This is a genomic window from Anaerobacillus alkalilacustris, from assembly GCF_001866005.1.
In the GTDB taxonomy this organism is placed as follows: Bacteria; Bacillota; Bacilli; order Bacillales; family Anaerobacillaceae; genus Anaerobacillus; species Anaerobacillus alkalilacustris.
This window is the reverse complement of sequence record NZ_MLQR01000029.1, coordinates 176,920-196,405: the sequence shown is the minus strand read 5'-3', so window position 1 is coordinate 196,405 and position 19,486 is coordinate 176,920. Positions and strand designations below refer to the sequence as shown.

Here is a 19,486-nt window from a genome sequence, read left to right as displayed (position 1 = left end):
AATATGGCTAAAAAATGGGGACCTCTTTATTATTTTAAATTTTTTGTTTCCTTTGTCTTTGCTATCATAATGTTTGCTTCGCTTGAAGTTTCTTTTGTTCAGGCGGAGCAAGAAGATAATAGGTCGGTTTTAGATGGATTTATAGATGTCCAAGAGCAACCACTTACTGAAGAAACGGCTAAAGAAAATGAACAAATTGGTGCAAAAGAGGAGCCTGTAATTTCTAACACAGATGATATTTTGCAAGATCAAAGTTTATTTGGAATGTTTTTTCAATTATTTTTAGCATTAGCCGTAATTGTATTTATGATCTACGCATTATTTAAGTTTATTGGAAAACGTACACAATCATATCAAAACCATCGAACGTTGCAAAATATTGGTGGTGTTCCTGTTGGAACAAATCGTTCTATTCAGTTAATTAGAGTAGGCGAAAGAATTTTAGTCGTTGGTATAGGAGATTCTATCCAACTTTTAAAAGAAATTGATAACGAAACTGAAGTGAAAAAAATTATAGAAGATTATGAAATCAAAGAAAACACAGAACAGTTATCTTCTGTGTTTCAACTAATTCAAACAAAGTTAAAAAGAGAAAATGTGAATAATAATCATTCGAAAATACAGTTTAAAAGTTTACTAGAGCGGCAGTTAAATGATGTGAAAAATGCTCAGAAGCAGGTACACAACACAATTAAGGAGAAAGAACATCTATGATATCACTTGGATTTATTCCTGCTTTAGATATTTTTAGTGAAGATACGCAAAACTTAGCGGCTACTATTCAATTATTGTTACTATTGACAGTATTGACTCTTGCTCCGAGTATTTTAATCTTAATGACCTGTTTTACGAGGATTATTATCGTATTATCTTTTGTACGTTCTGGCCTTGCTACACAACAAATGCCACCGAATCAAGTGTTAGTTGCTCTAGCATTATTTATTACTTTCTTTGTCATGGCCCCAGTTTTTTCTGAGGTCAATGAAACGGCATTACAGCCTCTTTTTAATGATGAATTAACCCAAGAGGAAGCCTTTGAACAAGCTGCTACGCCCTTTAAGTATTTTATGGCTGAACATACAAGGGAGAAGGATTTGGCATTATTTATGGGCTATGCTGGTATAGACCGACCAAATTCGATTGAAGAAATCCCACTAACCGCCTTAGTTCCTGCCTTTGCTATTAGTGAACTAAAAACGGCCTTTCAAATCGGTTTTATGATATTTATACCGTTTCTGGTTATAGATATGGTTGTTGCAAGTATTCTGATGTCTATGGGGATGATGATGCTACCACCTGTAATGATTGCTTTACCGTTTAAAATCTTACTTTTTGTTATGATTGATGGTTGGTATTTGGTAGTGAGATCTCTTCTATTAAGCTTTTAAAAGGGTGATTTTGATTGAATCAAGAATTTGTCATTTCGATTGCTGAAAAAGGGGTATTTACAGTACTAGTGATCGCTGGTCCGCTCCTCGCTATTGCGTTAGGTGTTGGACTAATGGTAAGCATATTTCAAGCGACTACGCAAATTCAAGAACAAACATTAGCTTTTATACCGAAAATTGTTGCTGTATTAGTTGGTCTAATTATGTTCGGATCTTGGATGTTATCAAATATGTTAAATTTTGCACAGCAAATTTTTAGTAACTTGCATAGGTTTGTTGGATAATGCTTGAAATATTAGATTTTGTTCCAGCATTTTTACTTATTCTTTCACGAGTAACTGCCTTTTTTGTAACGTTACCTTTATTTTCTTACCGGACTATACCCGCAATGTATAAAGTTGGACTGGGATTATTTCTATCTTGGCTAATGTTCTTTTCAATTGATCCACCAGTTATCGAGATTGATTCCATCTTTTTTATGTTAATTATGAAAGAGGTGATTGTCGGTTTAACTGTCGGATTAGTTGCGATGGTGATGATGTATGGTATACAAGTTGCGGGCGGTTTTATTGATATTAAAATGGGTTTTATGATGGCGAACGTAGTGGATCCCCAAACCGGGGCTCAAAGCCCATTAATGGGGGGCTATTTGTATACGTTAGCCTTACTTTTTTTATTAGCTATTGATGGACATCACTTGTTATTAGATGGAGTTTATTACAGTTATCAATTTATACCACTAGAGCAATGGGCTATTCATTTTGGAAATGAAAACATTTTGTTGTTTGTTGTTAAAACGTTTAATACAATGTTTATTATTGCTTTTCAAATGGCAATGCCCGTAGTCGGTTGTTTGTTTTTAGTCGATGTTGCATTAGGTATGATTGCAAGGACTGTACCCCAAGTAAATGTCTTTGTAATAGGTTTTCCTTTGAAAATTCTTGTTGGTTTTATTATTCTTGTTCTTGTCATGCCTGCCTTTTTTGTCGTTACTAAGTATTTAGTCGAGCAAATGATTATTACTATGCGTACTTTGATGCAATTATATGGGGGATTATAGAATGCCTTTATTACCTATTAATTTGCAATTTTTTTCACAAGAAAAAACAGAAAAAGCTACCCAAAAAAAGCGGCAAGAAACAAGAAAAAAAGGACAAGTTGCTAAAAGTACTGATATAAATACAGCTATAATTTTATTGTTAGTTTTTATTATTTTGTGGCTACTAGGTGACTATGTTGGAAAAAGAATTTTTATATTTACTCAATATATGTTCCAAGAATATTTGTTATATACTCTATCAAGTGAAAATGTAGAAAGTTTATTTCTTGAATTAACAACACAGGCGGTTATGATTGTTGCACCGATTATGCTAATAGCAATGTTAGCAGGAATACTTAGTAATTATCTACAGGTCGGTTTTCTTTTTGCACCTGAAGCAATAAAGATGAAACTTAGTAAGTTAAACCCAATACAAGGATTTAAAAGGATTTATTCGATTAGAGCGATAGTAGAGTTATTAAAGTCTCTTTTAAAAATATGTCTTGTTGGATTAGTTACATTTACAATACTGTGGTATAGTATTGATCAAATTTTATTTTTATCGTTAGTTCCTATTGCTGACTCGTTAGTTTTTGTTGGGAGTTTAACTGTAACAATGGGTGTTGCGGTTTCAATTTTGTTAATATTTTTAGCGGTTTTAGATTATATGTACCAACGTTATGATCATGAAAAGAACATTAAAATGTCAAAGCAAGATATTAAAGATGAATACAAAAAAACAGAGGGAGACCCTCTAATTAAATCAAAAATAAAAGAAAAACAACGGCAAATGGCGATGAAGCGGATGATGCAAGAAGTACCAAAAGCCGATGTAGTTATTACAAATCCTACTCATTATGCGATCGCTCTGAAATATGACGGCGATAAAATGGATGCACCAGTTGTAGTTGCAAAAGGGGTTGATTTTTTAGCCCAAAAAATAAAAGCAATCGCGAAACATCATGAGATTATTACAGTCGAAAATAGACCACTAGCTAGAGCCTTATACGATCAAGCTGATATTGGCGATCAAGTGCCAGAAGATTTATTTAAGGCAGTTGCAGAGGTTTTAGCATATGTATACCGTATAAAAAACAAAGTTTAATAGTTTATCTGAATAGATCTTAATATTTTAGTAATTTTTGAAGATAAGAAGGAGAGAAACCAATGTCAGTAAGAGATTTAAGTGTATTACTTGGAGTAATTTTAATCGTTGTTATGCTAATTATTCCATTGCCACCTGTCATGTTGGATTTTTTAATTATAATAAATATTTCTCTTGCCTTACTTATCATTTTGGTTGCAATGAACACGAAGGAACCACTCCAATTTTCAATTTTTCCTACTCTTTTATTACTTGTAACATTATTTCGCTTAGGTCTAAATGTATCTACTACTCGTTCGATTTTAGGAAAAGGTGAAGCAGGTAATGTTATCGACACGTTTGGTTCTTTCGTTGTTGGTGGAAATGCTTTAGTTGGTTTTGTTGTTTTTTTAATATTAATTATTATTCAATTCGTTGTAATAACAAAAGGGGCAGAGCGTGTTTCTGAAGTTGGTGCTCGATTTACATTAGATGCTATGCCAGGAAAGCAGATGAGTATTGATGCTGATTTAAATGCAGGGATGATTTCAGATACAGAAGCTAAAGAGCGTCGTTTAAAGATCGAGAGAGAAGCTGACTTTTACGGTGCGATGGATGGTGCGAGTAAATTCGTTAAAGGGGATGCAATAGCTGGAATTGTTATTGTCATTATTAATATTATTTTTGGTCTTATTATTGGTATGATGCAACAGGGGTTAGATCTAACTACCTCAGCCTCAAAATATACCCTTTTAACTGTTGGTGATGGCCTGGTGAGTCAAATTCCAGCCCTATTAATTTCAACTGCTACCGGAATAGTTGTTACTCGTGCCGCTTCTGAAGGTAATTTAGGAGATGATATATCAAGACAATTACTTGCTTATCCAAAGATGTTATATATAGCAGGTGGAACTATAGCTTTACTAGGTTTCTTTACTCCTATAAACCTTGGATTAACTACACCGGTCGCTGCTCTATTAATTATAGGTGGTTACTTTCTACTGAAATCTAATGATAAGAGACTGGAGCAAATTGACGAAGTTGCTAGTAGCGAGGATACTCAAGAGGATATGAAATCTCCAGAAAGTGTTGTAAATCTTCTACAAGTTGATCCAATAGAATTTGAATTCGGGTATGGGCTTATCCCTCTAGCAGACGCTAATCAGGGCGGGGATTTATTAGACCGAGTTGTTATGATAAGGAGACAATTAGCATTAGAATTAGGTTTAATAGTTCCTGTTATTCGAATACGAGACAATATTCAATTACAACCAAATGAATATTGCATTAAAATAAAAGGTAATGAAGTAGCTAAAGGCGAATTATTATTAGATCATTTTATGGCAATGAGCCCTGGGGTTGACGATGAGAGCATCGTTGGAATTGATACAATGGAACCAGCTTTTGGTATGCCCGCTCTATGGATTGGTGAGGATATGAAGGAACAAGCGGAGTTATCTGGATATACAGTTGTTGATCCTCCTTCAGTAGTATCGACTCATTTAACAGAAGTTATTAAACGTCATGCCCATGAACTAATTGGACGTCAGGAAACAAAGCAGTTAGTTGATCACTTAAAAGAAGCCTATCCAACGTTAGTAGATGATGTTACACCAAACCCTCTCTCAGTTGGAGAAGTACAGAAGGTATTAGCTAATTTGTTAAAAGAAAAAGTATCGATTCGTAACTTACCAACGATCTTTGAAACTTTAGCTGACTACGGACAGATGACAAAAGATACCGATTTAATAACGGAATATGTAAGACAAGCTCTATCAAGGCAAATAACAAAGCAATATACGAATGTTAATGATCCACTTTATGTTATTACTGTGAGTGGGTCAGTAGAAAAAATTGTTGCTGAAGGTGTTCAACAAACAGAACATGGGAATTTCCTAGCTATGGATCCTAACGATTCTCAATCCGTGGTTGATGCCATTATATATGAGGTAGAACGAATGAGTGAAATGGGACAGATGCCAATTTTATTATGCTCTCCAGCTGTTAGAATGTATATTAGACATTTAGTTGAGAGATATTTACCTCATGTTCCTGTTTTATCTTATAATGAATTAGAGCCAACCATCGAGGTTCAAAGTGTAGGGGTGGTGAACGTATAATGAAGGTGAAAAAGTTTGTTGCTAATTCAATGGCAGAGGCAATGAAGAAAATCCGTCTTGAATTAGGTAGCGATGCAGTTATTTTAAACTCAAAAGAAATTGAAACAGGTGGTTTTTTGGGTTTCTTTACGAAGAAAAATATTGAAGTTATTGCTGCAGTTGATACTGCACCGCAAGTGGGTAGGACTTTACCTAAGAGGAATACACCGTCGCACAATACTAGTCCAAAAACTCCATTTAAGTCAATAAATAACGAAGAGAAACAGGAGAGTATACACTCGCCTTCACATAAAGAAGAGTCATTAGCAAATGAAGTAAAAGAATTAAAAAATATTGTTAATGGAATATCTAGTTCTATTGTTACTCAATTCGATGATTATCCTGAACCGATAAGATATGTCAATCAGCTATTAATTGATCAAGATGTTGTCCCTAACCTTCGGATAGAAGTGATGAAAAAATTATTAAAAAAATGGTATGTATTAGATCAGGAACACTATACGAAGGATGAAGTAATAAATTGGACTAAAGAAATATTAACGGAAACTGTAGATTGGAAAGAGATGGGTGGATTTACATTTAATAAAAAGTATTTAAATTTAGTAGGTCCTACTGGTGTTGGAAAAACAACCACAATTGCTAAAATTGCTGCCTATTGTGTATTAAAACATCATAAGCGAGTTGCATTTATTACAACTGATACCTTTCGTATTGCTGCAATTGAGCAACTAAAAACGTATGCTAAGATATTAAATGTCCCAATTGAAGTAGCATATACTGTAGAAGATTTTAAAAATGCAAAAGAAAAATTATCTGATTATGACGTAGTTTTGGTTGATTCTGCAGGAAGAAATTATTTGAATGAACTGTATATTAATGAATTAAAAAAAGTGATAGATTTTGACGAAGAAATGGAAACTTACTTAGTGTTATCATTAACTTCTAAGTATCGTGACATGGTTACAATCTTCGAACAATTTTCCAAAATAAATATTAACAAAATTGTTTTTACTAAAAAAGATGAAACATTTTCAAGAGGAGCAATGATTAATTTAATCCATGAAAATAAAGTAGGCGTATCCTATATTACAAATGGTCAAAGTGTTCCAGATGATATTGTTGAAGCTTCAGCTAAAGAAATAGTAAATAGTATACTCGAGGTTGATGACTATGAATGATCAAGCAAATAATTTACGTCGAATGCTGCATATGGCTAGTGACGGAAAGAGGGGTACAAAAGTAATAGCAGTTGTTAGTGGTAAAGGTGGAGTTGGAAAATCTAACTTTAGCTTAAACTTTGCCCTTCAATTAAAAAAAGCTGGAAAAAAAGTTATTTTATTTGATTTAGATATCGGTATGGCCAATGCTGATATTTTGATGGGGTTTTCTAGCAAATATACATTCGTTGATATGATAGAACATGAGCTATCCATCTGGGATATAATAGAAGAAGGGTCTAACAACCTTTCATTTATTGCAGGTGGAACTGGGCTTTCTTCTATGTTTCAATTAAACCCAAGAAAGCTATCTAGATTTCTGCAGCAGTTAGAATTAATTAATGGAGAGTTCGATTATATTATCTTTGATATGGGAGCAGGAGCTACAAAAGATAGGTTTAACTTTATTTTATCAGCTACTGAAGTCATTGTCGTTACCACACCAGAGCCTACTTCGGTTACTGATGCTTATGCGATGTTGAAGTATATACAATTAAAAGATCAAAACATTCCTGTTTCGGTTTTAGTAAATCGAGCAGAATCTAATTCAGAAGGTAAAAAGACATTTGAAAATTTAAAGGTTGTATCTGGACAATTTTTGCAGAAGGATATTTCATTATTAGGGATTATTCCTAATGACCCAATTGTTCTTAAAGCCGTAAAGGCTCAAGTTCCTTTTTCACTTTATTCACCTGATAGTAAGCCTAGTAAGGCGGTAATTAAAATTGCCAATGACTATATAGGAGAAAATACATTTGAAGAAAAGAAGGAACCGTTTCAAATGTTTCTAAATAAATTTAAAAAATACTTTCTAGATAAATAAGGGGGTGTATAACTTGATTCGAGCACTCATTGTAGATGACTCCGCATTCATGAGAAAAATGTTAACGGACATGTTAGAAGAGGACAACCGAATCAAAGTTATTGCAACAGCACGTAATGGAGCAGATGCTATCGAAAAAGTTCGCATACACGATCCGGATGTGGTGACCCTAGATGTCGAAATGCCAGTGATGAATGGGTTAGAGGCTTTACAACAGATCATGAAGTCAACACCCAAACCAGTGATCATGGTAAGTAGTACGACAAAAGAAGGTGCTGAAAATACAGTGCTTGCTATGTCTTATGGAGCACTCGATTTTATAGCAAAGCCCTCAGGTGCAATTTCCCTTGATCTATATAAAGTACAAAATGAGCTTATTGAAAAAATACATTTAGCTGCGAGTGTAAAATTATCTAAATTATTATCAACAACTCAGGAAAAGAAAAAAGATTTAATAGTAAGGAAAGATCATTTAGTTAATAACTCCTCTAAAAAGTTGCTAGATAAGAAAATAGTTGCAATAGGTACATCTACTGGTGGGCCAAAGGCATTACAAAAAGTTTTAGCAGATTTGCCTGCCGATATCAATGCACCTATTCTAATTGTTCAGCATATGCCAGTTGGTTTCACAAAATCTCTCGCTGAACGCCTAAATCGATTGTCGAAACTTATCGTGAAAGAGGCAGAAGATGGTGAAGTTGTTAAAAAAGGTATTGCCTATATTGCACCTGGAGGATACCATTTAAAAGTAAGGTGTATTGGTACATCACTCGCGATTAAGTTAGATCAATCTCCACCTGAAAATGGACATCGACCATCAGTTGATACTATGTTGAATTCTATAGCAGAAATTAAAGATTATTCGACTGTAACTGTCATAATGACCGGTATGGGCTCCGATGGGACAAAAGGACTATTAAAGTTAAAAGAAAGTAGAAATGTTGTTGCAATAGCAGAAGCAGAAGAAACAGCAATCGTCTATGGAATGCCGAGGTCTGTAATAAAAACAAATAAAATAGACGAAATTGTACATCTAGATGAAATTGCACAAACCATACAAAAATACTGTAGGTAGAGGAGGGCATATCTCGTGGAAAGAAATCAATATTTAGATATGTTTATTGATGAAAGTAAAGAACATTTACAAGCCATGAATGACAACTTATTAAAACTCGAAAATGACCCAAAAAATGTGAATATTGTTAATGAAATCTTTCGTTCTGCTCATACGTTAAAAGGAATGGCTGCTACGATGGGCTATGAGGATCTAGCTAGCTTAACTCATATTATGGAGAACGTTCTTGATGGCGTTAGAAATAATAAAATCATAGTAACAAGTGATATTTTAGATGTTGTTTTTGAAGCTGTTGACGATCTAGAAGATATGGTTTTATCTATTGCAAATGGTGGCGATGGAAAACGTGATGTTACTAAAGTAGTAGCCAAATTAGAAAAGATTGAAAAGGGAAAAGATTTTGATAGTGAAATTGCTTTAAAAGAAACAGCTTCAACTAAAGAACTAACAATGGAGAAGCCTAAAGTAACGGAGTCATATGACGACTTCGAGGTTACTGTTATCTCCCAGGCAATCGAGCAAGACTTTAGCGCAAATCAAGTAAATATATCCTTGAGAGAAGATTGTATTTTAAAAGCAGCTCGTGTATTCATGGTCTTTGAAGTGTTAGAGCAAATCGGAGAAATTATTAAATCGACACCAACTGTCGAAGCGCTTGAAGAAGAGAATTTTGAACGTGATTTTACAGTCACTCTTATTACAAAAGTATCTGAGAATGAAGTGAAAAATCGTATTCTAAAGGTTTCTGAAGTCGAGACTGTTGATGTGTTAAAAGTTGATTTAAATTCGTACTCTATTGAAGCTTCTAATGATCTTATTTCTGTAGATACTGATAACAATTCAATAAATGAAGAGACAGTTCTCTCAGTAGAGCAGGATGATCAAACACCTACTAAAGAAGAGAAATCAAATAATTCTCCAAGTAAAACAATACGTGTAAATATTGAAAGACTTGATATATTGATGAATTTATTTGAAGAACTTGTCATTGATCGTGGTAGGTTAGAACAAATAGCACGTGATCTTAATAGTGGCGAGTTAACAGAAACTGTTGAGCATATGTCAAGAATTTCTGGTGACTTACAAAATATTATACTAAATATGAGAATGGTACCCGTTGAACAGGTATTTAACCGTTTCCCGAGAATGGTTCGTGGTTTAGCAAAAGATTTAAAGAAGAAAGTGAATTTGGAAATTATCGGTGCTGAGACAGAGCTCGATCGTACTGTAATTGATGAAATTGGTGACCCACTCGTTCACTTGTTAAGAAATTCAATTGACCATGGAATAGAAAACCCTGAAAAACGATTAAGTGTTGGCAAAAGTGAAGAGGGGAACATTACCTTAAAAGCGTATCATAGTGGTAACCATGTTTTTATAGAGGTAGCTGATAATGGTGCTGGTATTAATAGAGAAAAAGTTTTAAAGAAAGCAATAGCAAGCGGAGTAGTTACTAAAGAAAATGAAAAGAATTTAACCGATAAACAAGTTTATGAACTGCTTTTCTCTTCAGGTTTAAGTACAGCTGATCAAATTACAGATGTATCAGGTCGAGGTGTCGGTTTAGATGTTGTTAAAAGTAAAATTGAGTCATTAGGTGGAAACGTTTCTGTTGATTCGAGTTTAGGAGAAGGAACGACTTTTTCTATCCAACTACCATTAACTCTTTCTATTATTTCAGTCATGTTAGTTGAAGTCCAAAATGAAAAATACGCAATTCCATTATCTTCAATTATTGAAACAGCGATAGTGAAAGAAGAGGATATCCTGAGGGCTCATAATCAAAAAGTAATCGACTTTAGAGGAAGCGTTGTTCCGTTAATAAATTTAACAGACTTTTTTGAGGTTCCAATCACACGTGAAGAAGAATCTTACCATTCGGTTGTAATTGTTCGTAAAGGTGAAAAGATGGCAGGGTTAGTAGTCGAATCATTTATTGGACAACAAGAAATTGTTCTTAAATCATTAGGAAACTATTTAACAAATGTTTTTGCTATATCAGGTGCTACAATTTTAGGGGATGGTCAGGTTGCCTTAATTGTTGATTGTAATGCATTAATTAAATAACATGTTGTTGTTTATGTTAAATGGAAACGAAGGAGGTTTAACAAATGAATGAAGAGAGCTTAGTGAATGAAATAAAAGTTATTGTTTTTCAACTAAAGGATGAAGAATATGGTGTTGAGGTTAGTCAAGTACGCTCAATTGAAAGAATTCAACATATTACAAGAGTTCCTAGAACACCAGACTTTGTAAAAGGGGTAATAAACCTAAGAGGTGTAGTTACTCCTATTATCAACCTAAGAAATAGATTTGATATCGAAGAGATTGAAACAACAGATAGTACGAGAATTATTATTGTAGCTGTCGGAGAAATGGAAGTTGGTTTGATTGTCGATGCGGCAAATGATGTTGTGGACATTCCAACTAACATTGTAGAACCACCACCAGAAGTAGTCGGAGGTATTGAAGCTGATTACCTTCGAGGAGTAGCCAAATTGGACAAGCGCCTTCTTATCTTATTGAATTTAGATAAAGTTCTAAACCCTAAAGAAATTAAAGAACTAAAATCGCTCGAGGCTACTACGTAATGGATTTAGTTAATCGAATTAAAGATTATCATCTAGATATATTAAAGGAAGTTGGAAATATCGGTGCTGGCCATGCGGCAACAGCTTTATCAAACCTTCTAAATAAGACGATTGATATGAAGGTTCCTGCTGTTAGACTTGTGTCATTTAATGAGATAACTGAATTAGTTGGTGGTTCAGAAAACGTAGTTGCAGCTATTTATTTGAGAATTGAAGGGGAAGTACCAGGAAATATGTTTTTTATGCTTCCGGTAAATGAAGCAAATACGTTAATTCAACAATTAATTGTAGATAAAAATTTTAACTTGAATCATCCACCATATCCCGAATTAGGTTTATCTGCTTTGCAAGAAGTAGGAAATATTTTAGCAGGCTCGTATTTATCTGCACTTTCTGATTTTACAAAGCTTACATTACAGCCTTCAGTTCCAGCATTAAGTGTAGATATGGCAATAGCTATATTAAGTTACGGTTTGTTAGAACTATCCCAAGTAGGCGATTATGCCATTGTAATAGAAACGGAAATTTTGGAAATTGTTGATGAAAGCTCACATAAAACAAAAGGTCATTTCTTTTTATTACCAGACCCTGATTCATACGAAAAAATCTTTCATGCTTTAGGGGTACCAATTGATGAATGAAGTTATTAAAGTTGGAATGGCTGATCTAAATGTAGCTAAATCACCTCAAAAAATTCGTACTTCAGGCCTTGGATCGTGTGTGGGAGTTGTCATTTATGATGAGGTAACAAAAATTTGTGGAATGGCGCATATTATGCTTCCTGTTTCATCAATCGGTAAAGCTGTATCTATGAATAAAGCAAAATATGCAGATACAGCTTTAGATGTATTGGTAGAAAAATTAGTAAAGCAAGGTGCAAAGCCTACACGTTTCCGTGCAAAGCTCGCAGGGGGATCACAAATGTTTAAGTTTACAACATCAAGTGAAATGATGAGAATAGGTCCACGAAATGTAGATGCTGTTAGAGAAAAGCTAAAGGAGTTAAGAATTAATATTATTGCAGAAGATGTTGGTGGATCTAGTGGGAGAACTATTGAATTTGATCCAGAGACTAGCAAACTATCAATTCGGACTGTAAGTCAAGGAGTTTCAGAAATATAATGTTTATCGGATCATGGGTAATTAATATTATCTTTAGTGTTATTGCGTTTTTATTTGTATTTATAGGATCAGTGACCTCAAATACGATGATAACTTCTTTTGTTCGAGCTACCTATGCTTTTTTCTTCATTTTTATTGTAACTTATTTCTTTCGATGGATATGGTTAATTGCTTCAAAAGGGATAAAGTTAGAGTATGAAGAAAAAAATCAAATAGAAGGTAGCCACATAGGAAAAGATACAATTATCGAAGGCTATACCGAAGAAGAGATTAAAAAAGTAAGCCGACATGTCAAAGATCTTATAAATGATTAAGGAGGATGAAAATGCCTCAAACCAAACAAAGAGATGAGTATATTTGGAAAAAATGGTTGGAAGAACGGGATACTGAAGCTTGTGATGAGCTTATTCGTATATATATGCCCCTAGTAGATTATCACGTTCAAAGAATTTCAGTAGGCCTTCCCAAAAATGTGAATAAAGAAGACCTCAAAAGTCATGCTCTGATGGGTTTATATGACGCACTAGAAAAATTTGATTACACACGTGAACTGAAATTTGATACATATGCTTCTTTTCGAATCCGCGGTTCAATTATTGACGGACTTAGACAAGAAGACTGGTTACCCCGATCTTTAAGGGAACGTACAAAAAAAGTAGAAATAACGATTGAAAAATTGGAGCAAAAATATGGCCGTTATGTAACTGCTAAGGAAGTAGCTGAAACTCTGGAGATTTCAGAGGAAGAAGTTTTACAAGTTATGAATGAAAGTTTCGTTGCTAATTTATTATCAATTGACGAAAAAACAAATGATACCGAGCGTGAGGAAACGTTTAAAAATACCCTAATAGATAAGAGCACATTAACACCAGAAGAGCAAATACTTAGAAAAAATATGCACGAAGAACTTGTTACAATTATTGGAAGTTTAAATGAAAATGAGCAACTTGTTATTAGTTTATTTTATTTTGAAGAACTAACATTAACAGAAATTGGACATATTTTAGGTCTCTCAACATCTAGAATTTCTCAAATTCATTCAAAAGCTCTTTTTCGATTAAAACAAGTCTTCAACAAGAAATCACATATTAAATAAATATTAATGTGCTTTTTCATTTTTCTTTTATGGTTAGGCCTTGATAAAGGAGAATAGATCTAAATGCTTGACGAGTATTTTGAAATTCAGTTGGATAATGATAAATTAAAAGCCACTCTACTACAAAAAGTACGTATTAACGAAAACAGCGTAATAACAGAGAATGATATCTTAGGTTTTATTATGGAACATGGTATAGTATTTGGTATAAAAAAAGAATTCCTTACAAAAATTGCAGCAAATGAAATCACTTGCCCAGTAGTCATAGCAGAGGGGCTAAGTCCGATTAATGGAAAAGATGCTATTTTAAAGCCTATTTTACCAAATGATAATGAAATAAAATCGGTAAAAGATTTACATAATGTGGATTTAAAACAAGTCATAAATATTCCTTCGGTTACTCATGGACAATTAATTGGTGAAAAAATAACAGCTACGAGTGGAACGGCAGGTATGAACGTATTTGGAGAGGAACTACTCCCAAAGCCAGGCAAGGACTTCAGGTTACGTGTAGGAAAAAATACTCGTATCGATGATGAAGGATTACGGTTATTTTCAATGATCGATGGACAAATGTCGATTGAAAATAAGGTTATTCACGTTTACCCTGTATATGAAGTAAATGGAGACTTAGATTTAAAGGTAGGTAATATTTCATTTATAGGTAGTGTCATCATAAGAGGGAATGTGCCTGCAGGATTTGAGATTAAGTCAAAAGGAGATATTAAAATCCATGGTACTGTCGAGAATGCAATCCTTTTATCAGAAGGGTCTATTTTTGTATCAACCGGAATTGTTGGGCAGGGGAAAGGTTTAATTAAGGCAAAGGGTGATCTTCATACGTCTTTTATTAATCAAGGCATAGTTGAGGTAGAGGGTGACGTTCATGTTACACAGTCTATTTTGCATAGTAAAATAATGGCTAATGGTAGCGTATTCTGTCAAAAAGGGAAAGGGAATATTGTTGGTGGCGATATTTCAGCTGGTAAGCGGATTGTGGCTAAAGAAGTTGGAAATGCCCATAATACACGTACAACCCTTTATTTAGGTGTACAACAAGAAATTATGGAGAAAGAAAAGGTCTATACTAATAATTTAAAGAAAGCTGAAGATGATTTAAATAAGCTTACTATACTATTGGAGAAGTTAACAGAGAAAGAAATAAAATCATCTCTTTCTACAATTGAAAAAATAACAAAGTTACGAGTACGTAATACAATTAATTCTACAACTGAACTAATGTTAGAAGCAAAAGAGAAACTTGAGGAACTTGAAGACTTATTTTCAAGCGAAGAAGAGTCTTCGGTGATTGTTGAACAACAGATTTATCCTAATGTTGATTTACATTTTGGTAAATATCGAAGAAAAATAATCACTGTTTTTAAATCTGTAAAAGTACATATTGATAATGGTGAGATTGTGGTGACGCATGTTTAACCTATTTTCTACTCTATCCGATTTGTATGATAACACTACATGTTAGATAAGTTTTTTTTATAGTTTCAAAATTTATAAATTTCTAACTGGAAACTGTCTAGCGCGAGCAGCCGAGCTCGGTTACTTCAGTCAAGTTACTGACTTCAATGTCTTCTTGGATTACTTCTTGAATATGCTCCAGGCTACTTTGCTCCTGCGGTTACTCGTCGCACGGAAAACAAATGCTCTTGAGCAAACGGAGTGGCACAGGAGCAGCTGCTCGTGACCAAGGCGCTTGCGCTTTTCTTGCAAGGAAAGTATAAAGTTTTTGAAGTTGGAGGCTGTATAGCTCCAGAGCCTTGCGCTTTTCTAATGCGGACGACATGCCGAAAAAGAAACGGAGGTAATTTCCATGAGTTTAAGAGCTGTTGAAATGCAGGTATCTATTCCTAGGTCACAAAACGTTGGGAAAATTCAAGATCAACTTCAGCAAAGAGCTCAAGTAGCCCAAGATCATATCTCTATGGAACAAAACAAAGAGGACGAAAAAAAACGAAAACAAGTATATGAAACTACAGAGTGTGACCCAAAGCATATACATAATGACGAAGAAAGTGGTAATAACTCTGTGAATGTGAAAAATGGAGAAAAACAAAAAAGTGATAATCAAGATCTCGCGCTTGCAAAACATCCGTTTAAAGGGAATTTTGTAGACTTGTCTTGTTAATTATTATTTTTCCAACTTTAACACGTTACTTTATGTTTAGTTCGTTTATTGGAATAAATGAAATTACGATAGAAAAGCTGTCTAATTATATGTTTATGTACAGGAGGAATTGTCCGAAATGGTCAATTCCTTTGATTTTACAAGATAAGAAAAGTATAAACTTTTGAAGCTAGAAAGATGTTTAGCGCAAGCAGCGTACGAGCTCGATCACTTTAGACAAGCAACGGACTTCAAATACCTCTTGAAAGCCTTCGTTGATTAGCTTCATGCAGATTTGCTCCTGCGGTTACTCGTCGCAAAAACACAGCTTCGAGAAAGTCTTCAGAGCTACGCTAGAAAACGCAGAAGCACAATTGCTTTAATTAGGATAGCAAGGTGCTTACGTTTTTCTATATTAACAGTAAAGGGGTAACAAAATGGCATATTTACTAGCAGTTAGCTTCTTATTACACTTAGTTTCCTTTTATCTTATAATTGTTTTAATACAAAAGACAAATTCAAAAAAAGACTTGACTGAAACAAACGAACTAGAGTCGATCAAACGAGAAATAGAAGATTTATTAATATCTTATACAACAGAAATGAAGGAAGAAAATGAAAAGTTGCTTAGCGATATTGAGCGCAAAAGAATAACAAAGGGAGTAAGTGAACTGACAATAAAGTCAAATGATTACAAAGATGATTTACATGTAAATAGTTCGGCACCACATATTCAGAAAAATGTGTTGCAAAAAGTTATAGAAGAAGATGATGCATATACTCCACCATTAGTTAGCGTTACTGAAGATAGCTTAGAACAATCGAATACAGCAAAGGTACTGTCGTTCGCGAAACAAGGCTATACATCAAAGGAAATTGCTAAAAAGTTAAATATGGGAGATGGTGAGGTAGAGTTATTATTAAAATTTCATAAATAAAATTGTCTAGTGACTTGATATAAAAAAATGATTATGGTATAGTAAATCTCGGTGTTAATCACACACGTTCGTTAATTTAAGTAAAGGTGCTACAGTGTAGTCTTACTTAAAGAGGATGCGAACGGAGGAAAAATAAAACCAAAAAGGAGGTGTGAAGAATGGGCGTAATCTCTATGAAACAATTACTAGAAGCAGGAGTTCACTTCGGTCACCAAACTCGCCGTTGGAACCCTAAAATGGATCGCTACATCTTCACCGAAAGAAACGGAATTTATATTATTGATCTTCAAAAGACGGTCAAAAAAGTTGAGGAAGCTTACTACTTCGTAAGAGACTTGGCTGCACAAGGTGGTAAAGTACTATTTGTTGGTACAAAAAAACAAGCACAAGACTCAGTAAAAGAAGAAGCAGAACGTTGTGGAATGTACTTTATCAACCAACGTTGGTTAGGTGGTACACTAACAAACTTCGAAACAATCCAAAAGCGTATTTCTCGTTTAAAGCAATTAGAGCAAATGCAAGAAGATGGTACTTTCGAAGTTCTTCCTAAAAAAGAAGTAATCATTCTTAAAAAGGAAATGGAACGTCTTGAAAAATTCCTTGGTGGAATTAAAGATATGAAAGGTATTCCTGATGCTTTATTCATTATTGATCCACGCAAAGAGCGTATTGCTATTGCGGAAGCTCGTAAATTGAACATTCCGATTGTTGCAATCGTTGATACAAACTGTGATCCTGATGAAATTGATTACGTAATTCCTGGTAATGATGATGCAATCCGTGCGGTAAAATTACTTACTGCAAAAATTGCAGATGCTATTATTGAAGCTAACCAAGGCGAAGAAACATCTGCTTAATTTCATTTTGCTCTAAAAAGGGTGGTAAAGGGTCTTACCCTTTAGCACCTTTTTTACTTTTTTTACTTTTGTTACTTTAAAAAATCTAGTTAAAAATGTAAAAAAATGTTAATACTAAGTAGATGGGAAACTTAGTATGCAAGTTTTTATGTACATAATTTAAGGAGGAAATAAAATGGCAATTACTGCAAGTATGGTTAAAGAACTGCGCGAAAGAACAGGTGCAGGTATGATGGATTGTAAAAAAGCATTAACAGAGACTGAAGGGGATATGGAAAAAGCAATTGACCTTCTTCGTGAGAAGGGTATTGCAAAGGCTGCGAAAAAAGCAGACCGAATTGCAGCTGAAGGTTTAACTTTTGTTGAAGTTCAAGGGAATAAAGCTGTGATTGTTGAAGTTAACTCTGAAACAGACTTTGTTGCAAAAAATGAAAACTTTAAAGCGCTAGTTGCTAATGTAGCGCAAAGTATTCTTTCTAAATCACCAGCAACAGTAGAGGAAGCTTTAGGACAAGCGTATGAAGAAACTACTTTACAAGAGTACATTAATACACAAATCGCAAAAATTGGTGAAAAGCTTTCATTACGTCGATTTGAAATCGTAGAAAAAACTGATAATGATGCATTCGGTGCATATTTACACATGGGTGGAAGAATTGGTGTATTAACAGTTCTTGAAGGTAAAAATGATGAAGAATTAGCTAAAGACGTAGCAATGCATGTAGCTGCAATTAATCCACTTTACGTTTCACGTGATCAAGTTTCTGAAGAAGAAGTAGTTCGTGAACGTGAAGTTTTAACTCAACAAGCTTTAAATGAAGGTAAACCTGAAAATATCGTTGCTAAAATGGTAGAAGGGCGTTTAAGTAAATATTTTGAAGATATTTGTCTATTAGATCAACCATTTGTAAAAGATGGAGATCAAAAGGTTGGTAAGTATGTTGCAAATAAAGGTGCTACGGTTAAATCATTTGTTCGTTATGAAGTAGGCGAAGGTATGGAGAAACGTGAAGAAAACTTTGCTGAAGAAGTAATGAATCAAGTTAAAAAGTAAGCTAGCTATTTAAGGGGCACTAGGTGTCCCTTTTTCCAAATAGCCTATTGATAATTTTTTATTCTCTGTTAAATTAGGTAATTAAATTCCTCCCTCACCTAAAATTACAGGAGCTGTAAGTTTTGGTGAGGGACAAATTGCCTTTAAAGGTAGAATAAATAAAAATAACAATTAGTTGGGTTGTAAGTTCCAAAACTATTGTTATTAAGCTTTATATAACGCACTGGAGGTTAACATGGAAAAACCTAAATATAAAAGAATCGTACTAAAGTTAAGCGGTGAAGCCCTCGCTGGAGAACAAGGATATGGAATTGATCCAACAGTTATTCAATCAATCGCTCAACAAATTAAAGAAATTGTTTCATTAGATGTTGAAGTTGCCATTATAGTTGGTGGTGGAAATATTTGGCGTGGAATGGCTGGGAGTGCAAAAGGAATGGATCGGGCAACCGCAGATTACATGGGGATGCTTGCTACAGTAATGAATTCCTTAGCGTTACAGGATAGTTTAGAGAATATAGACGTTCCCACAAGAGTTCAAACGTCAATTGAAATGAGACAGGTTGCTGAACCTTACATAAGAAGAAAGGCGATTCGTCACCTAGAAAAAAATCGTGTTGTTATTTTTGCAGGAGGAACAGGAAACCCATATTTCTCAACTGATACTACTGCTGCACTAAGAGCTGCTGAAATCGAAGCAGAAGTTATTTTAATGGCAAAAAATAAAGTTGATGGTGTATATAGTGCTGATCCGTCAATTGATGCAAATGCTAAAAAATATGATACATTAACATATTTAGATGTACTAAAAGAGGGATTAGCGGTAATGGATTCTACGGCATCATCTTTATGTATGGATAATGACATCCCACTTATTGTGTTTTCGATTATGGAAGAAGGTAATATTAAACGCGCCGTTCTTGGTGAAAATATTGGTACAATTGTGAGGGGGAATTAAAA

General features: G+C 34.2%; 21 protein-coding genes. All 21 read left to right on the top strand.

Features of this window, described 5'->3' with window-relative positions:
* Positions 1 to 3: 3 nt before the first annotated feature.
* The 21 genes from BKP37_RS11605 to pyrH all read left to right on the top strand — a co-directional run bounded on the left by BKP37_RS11605 (position 4) and on the right by pyrH (position 19,484).
* The gene (locus BKP37_RS11605) at positions 4 to 714 is read left to right on the top strand and encodes a flagellar biosynthetic protein FliO (protein ID WP_071309753.1); all 711 of its coding nucleotides are present in this window, start codon (positions 4 to 6) and stop codon (positions 712 to 714) included.
* Entirely contained in the window at positions 711 to 1,388 is a 678-nt protein-coding gene (gene fliP / locus BKP37_RS11600; protein ID WP_071309752.1) for a flagellar type III secretion system pore protein FliP, read from the top strand. Before BKP37_RS11605 ends, fliP begins: the two co-directional genes overlap by 4 nt.
* 14 nt (positions 1,389 to 1,402) lie before the next feature.
* Positions 1,403 to 1,672 (top strand): flagellar biosynthesis protein FliQ, encoded by a 270-nt coding sequence (gene fliQ, locus BKP37_RS11595; RefSeq protein WP_071309751.1) that lies wholly within the window; start codon positions 1,403 to 1,405, stop codon positions 1,670 to 1,672.
* Positions 1,672 to 2,448, top strand: coding sequence for a flagellar biosynthetic protein FliR (gene fliR / locus BKP37_RS11590; protein WP_071309750.1), 777 nt, complete (start codon positions 1,672 to 1,674; stop codon positions 2,446 to 2,448). The genes fliQ and fliR overlap by 1 nt, the downstream gene beginning before the upstream one ends.
* 1 nt (position 2,449) lies before the next feature.
* The gene (gene flhB / locus BKP37_RS11585) at positions 2,450 to 3,532 is read left to right on the top strand and encodes a flagellar biosynthesis protein FlhB (protein ID WP_071309749.1); all 1,083 of its coding nucleotides are present in this window, start codon (positions 2,450 to 2,452) and stop codon (positions 3,530 to 3,532) included.
* A 62-nt stretch (positions 3,533 to 3,594) separates the two neighbouring features.
* Positions 3,595 to 5,631, top strand: coding sequence for a flagellar biosynthesis protein FlhA (flhA, locus tag BKP37_RS11580; protein ID WP_071309748.1), 2,037 nt, complete (start codon positions 3,595 to 3,597; stop codon positions 5,629 to 5,631).
* Positions 5,631 to 6,809, top strand: coding sequence for a flagellar biosynthesis GTPase FlhF (gene flhF, locus BKP37_RS11575; RefSeq protein WP_071309747.1), 1,179 nt, complete (start codon positions 5,631 to 5,633; stop codon positions 6,807 to 6,809). Before flhA ends, flhF begins: the two co-directional genes overlap by 1 nt.
* Complete coding sequence (locus BKP37_RS11570) at positions 6,802 to 7,671, top strand: MinD/ParA family protein (protein ID WP_071309746.1); 870 nt, start codon at positions 6,802 to 6,804, stop codon at positions 7,669 to 7,671. Before flhF ends, BKP37_RS11570 begins: the two co-directional genes overlap by 8 nt.
* Before the next feature lie 49 nt (positions 7,672 to 7,720).
* Positions 7,721 to 8,746 carry a protein-glutamate methylesterase/protein-glutamine glutaminase gene (locus tag BKP37_RS11565; RefSeq protein WP_071309937.1) on the top strand — a complete coding sequence of 342 codons (1,026 nt, stop codon included), beginning with the start codon at positions 7,721 to 7,723 and terminating at the stop codon, positions 8,744 to 8,746.
* Positions 8,747 to 8,761: 15 nt separating this feature from the next.
* Entirely contained in the window at positions 8,762 to 10,813 is a 2,052-nt protein-coding gene (locus BKP37_RS11560) for a chemotaxis protein CheA (RefSeq protein ID WP_071309745.1), read from the top strand.
* A gap of 44 nt (positions 10,814 to 10,857) precedes the next feature.
* Positions 10,858 to 11,337, top strand: a complete 480-nt coding sequence (locus BKP37_RS11555) for a chemotaxis protein CheW (protein ID WP_071309744.1) — start codon at positions 10,858 to 10,860, stop codon at positions 11,335 to 11,337.
* Positions 11,337 to 11,978, top strand: a complete 642-nt coding sequence (locus BKP37_RS11550) for a chemotaxis protein CheC (protein WP_071309743.1) — start codon at positions 11,337 to 11,339, stop codon at positions 11,976 to 11,978. Before BKP37_RS11555 ends, BKP37_RS11550 begins: the two co-directional genes overlap by 1 nt.
* A complete protein-coding gene (locus BKP37_RS11545) occupies positions 11,971 to 12,459 on the top strand; it encodes a chemotaxis protein CheD (RefSeq protein WP_071309742.1) in 489 nt (162 codons plus the stop codon). The genes BKP37_RS11550 and BKP37_RS11545 overlap by 8 nt, the downstream gene beginning before the upstream one ends.
* Positions 12,459 to 12,773: a hypothetical protein gene (locus BKP37_RS11540; protein WP_071309741.1), complete on the top strand. Its 315-nt coding sequence runs from the start codon at positions 12,459 to 12,461 to the stop codon at positions 12,771 to 12,773. The genes BKP37_RS11545 and BKP37_RS11540 overlap by 1 nt, the downstream gene beginning before the upstream one ends.
* Before the next feature lie 11 nt (positions 12,774 to 12,784).
* Positions 12,785 to 13,555, top strand: a complete 771-nt coding sequence (locus BKP37_RS11535; RefSeq protein WP_071309740.1) for a FliA/WhiG family RNA polymerase sigma factor — start codon at positions 12,785 to 12,787, stop codon at positions 13,553 to 13,555.
* Positions 13,556 to 13,618: 63 nt separating this feature from the next.
* On the top strand, positions 13,619 to 14,992 hold the full coding sequence (locus tag BKP37_RS11530) for a flagellar assembly protein A (protein WP_071309739.1): 1,374 nt from the start codon (positions 13,619 to 13,621) through the stop codon (positions 14,990 to 14,992).
* Between the two features lie 391 nt (positions 14,993 to 15,383).
* Positions 15,384 to 15,698 (top strand): hypothetical protein, encoded by a 315-nt coding sequence (locus BKP37_RS11525; RefSeq protein ID WP_071309738.1) that lies wholly within the window; start codon positions 15,384 to 15,386, stop codon positions 15,696 to 15,698.
* A 416-nt stretch (positions 15,699 to 16,114) separates the two neighbouring features.
* Positions 16,115 to 16,615: a DUF6115 domain-containing protein gene (locus tag BKP37_RS11520; RefSeq protein WP_071309737.1), complete on the top strand. Its 501-nt coding sequence runs from the start codon at positions 16,115 to 16,117 to the stop codon at positions 16,613 to 16,615.
* A 158-nt stretch (positions 16,616 to 16,773) separates the two neighbouring features.
* Entirely contained in the window at positions 16,774 to 17,472 is a 699-nt protein-coding gene (gene rpsB, locus BKP37_RS11515; protein WP_071309736.1) for a 30S ribosomal protein S2, read from the top strand.
* A 175-nt stretch (positions 17,473 to 17,647) separates the two neighbouring features.
* On the top strand, positions 17,648 to 18,526 hold the full coding sequence (tsf, locus tag BKP37_RS11510; protein ID WP_071309735.1) for a translation elongation factor Ts: 879 nt from the start codon (positions 17,648 to 17,650) through the stop codon (positions 18,524 to 18,526).
* Positions 18,527 to 18,761: 235 nt separating this feature from the next.
* Positions 18,762 to 19,484: a UMP kinase gene (gene pyrH, locus BKP37_RS11505; protein WP_071309734.1), complete on the top strand. Its 723-nt coding sequence runs from the start codon at positions 18,762 to 18,764 to the stop codon at positions 19,482 to 19,484.
* Positions 19,485 to 19,486 lie beyond the last annotated feature (2 nt).

Excerpts from the sequence above, each read along its gene's own strand:
- BKP37_RS11605 (WP_071309753.1), top strand. The coding sequence starts at position 4 with ATGGCTAAAAAATGGGGACCTCTTTATTATTTTAAATTTTTTGTTTCC.
- fliP (WP_071309752.1), top strand. The coding sequence starts at position 711 with ATGATATCACTTGGATTTATTCCTGCTTTAGATATTTTTAGTGAAGAT.
- fliR (WP_071309750.1), top strand. The coding sequence starts at position 1,672 with ATGCTTGAAATATTAGATTTTGTTCCAGCATTTTTACTTATTCTTTCA.
- flhB (WP_071309749.1), top strand. The coding sequence starts at position 2,450 with ATGCCTTTATTACCTATTAATTTGCAATTTTTTTCACAAGAAAAAACA.
- flhA (WP_071309748.1), top strand. The coding sequence starts at position 3,595 with ATGTCAGTAAGAGATTTAAGTGTATTACTTGGAGTAATTTTAATCGTT.
- flhF (WP_071309747.1), top strand. The coding sequence starts at position 5,631 with ATGAAGGTGAAAAAGTTTGTTGCTAATTCAATGGCAGAGGCAATGAAG.
- BKP37_RS11570 (WP_071309746.1), top strand. The coding sequence starts at position 6,802 with ATGAATGATCAAGCAAATAATTTACGTCGAATGCTGCATATGGCTAGT.
- BKP37_RS11565 (WP_071309937.1), top strand. The coding sequence starts at position 7,721 with ATGAGAAAAATGTTAACGGACATGTTAGAAGAGGACAACCGAATCAAA.
- BKP37_RS11555 (WP_071309744.1), top strand. The coding sequence starts at position 10,858 with ATGAATGAAGAGAGCTTAGTGAATGAAATAAAAGTTATTGTTTTTCAA.
- BKP37_RS11550 (WP_071309743.1), top strand. The coding sequence starts at position 11,337 with ATGGATTTAGTTAATCGAATTAAAGATTATCATCTAGATATATTAAAG.
- BKP37_RS11545 (WP_071309742.1), top strand. The coding sequence starts at position 11,971 with ATGAATGAAGTTATTAAAGTTGGAATGGCTGATCTAAATGTAGCTAAA.
- BKP37_RS11540 (WP_071309741.1), top strand. The coding sequence starts at position 12,459 with ATGTTTATCGGATCATGGGTAATTAATATTATCTTTAGTGTTATTGCG.
- BKP37_RS11535 (WP_071309740.1), top strand. The coding sequence starts at position 12,785 with ATGCCTCAAACCAAACAAAGAGATGAGTATATTTGGAAAAAATGGTTG.
- BKP37_RS11530 (WP_071309739.1), top strand. The coding sequence starts at position 13,619 with ATGCTTGACGAGTATTTTGAAATTCAGTTGGATAATGATAAATTAAAA.
- BKP37_RS11525 (WP_071309738.1), top strand. The coding sequence starts at position 15,384 with ATGAGTTTAAGAGCTGTTGAAATGCAGGTATCTATTCCTAGGTCACAA.
- BKP37_RS11520 (WP_071309737.1), top strand. The coding sequence starts at position 16,115 with ATGGCATATTTACTAGCAGTTAGCTTCTTATTACACTTAGTTTCCTTT.
- rpsB (WP_071309736.1), top strand. The coding sequence starts at position 16,774 with ATGGGCGTAATCTCTATGAAACAATTACTAGAAGCAGGAGTTCACTTC.
- tsf (WP_071309735.1), top strand. The coding sequence starts at position 17,648 with ATGGCAATTACTGCAAGTATGGTTAAAGAACTGCGCGAAAGAACAGGT.
- pyrH (WP_071309734.1), top strand. The coding sequence starts at position 18,762 with ATGGAAAAACCTAAATATAAAAGAATCGTACTAAAGTTAAGCGGTGAA.